Source organism: Oleiphilus sp. HI0123 (assembly GCF_001635315.1).
Genome location: NZ_LWGE01000410.1, coordinates 1 through 970 on the forward strand (window position 1 = coordinate 1; position 970 = coordinate 970).

Annotated in this window: 1 protein-coding gene; it reads left to right on the top strand. The window is 44.7% G+C overall.

Translation table 11 applies throughout. The features are described from left to right. A partial coding sequence (locus A3761_RS26845; RefSeq protein ID WP_197472802.1) for a methyl-accepting chemotaxis protein occupies nucleotides 1-970 on the top strand: 970 nt, incomplete at both ends.

Sequence of the window (970 nt, forward strand, 5' to 3'; positions counted from 1 at the left end):
CAATGCCGAGAAGGATATTCAAGCAGAGCTAAGCAATTTTGCTGTTGATAAGATTATTGGCAGTAATATAGACATATTCCATAATAATCCAGCGCACCAGCGTGGCATGATAGAACGGATGACTGCTGAATACTCTGCAGATATTGTGGTGGGTGGTCGTAATCTAAACCTTGTTGTTAACCCGATTGTTAATGATGAGGGTGAGCGCATTGGTACGGTCGTAGAGTGGGATGATCAAACTGAAGAGCTAAAACGATTGGCTAAAGAGCGTAGTGTCGCTAATGATAATGCGCGTATCAAGCAAGCCTTGGATAGTGTTTCGGCAAATGTCATGGTGGCCAATGCCGACCGCGATATTATCTACATGAATGATGCAGTGATATCGACCTTGCGAAATGCAGAAAGTGACATTCAAAAAGACCTGGGTAATTTCAACGTCAATACCTTGTTAGGAAGCAGTATTGATGTCTTCCATAAGAACCCCTCGCATCAGAAACAATTGTTAGAGAGCCTGACGAGTGAGTATTCGGCAAGTCTGAATATTGGTGGCCGTAATATGGACTTGGTTGTGAACCCTATTACAAACGACGATAACGAACGTATTGGTACGGTTGTTGAGTGGGCTGACCGAACTAACGAAGTCGCTATCGAACAAGAAATCGACCGACTTGTTTTTGCGGCGGCAAATGGTGATCTGTCCAAGCGTCTGGACCCTGAAGGTAAAACAGGCTTCTTTGCTAAGTTAGCAGAAGGTTTGAACCAGACTGTTGGAAGTGCAGACTCCTTCTTAGCTGATGTGGGTGAAGTTCTGTCTGCATTATCAGAGGGTGATTTGACCAAGACAATTAGCAGTGAATACCGAGGATCTTTCGGTAAGGTTAAGACAGATGTGAATGCGACGGTGACCAAACTTACCGAGATCATTACGCAGATTCGTGAATCCACGTCGATGGTTCACGAAGCCGCGAAC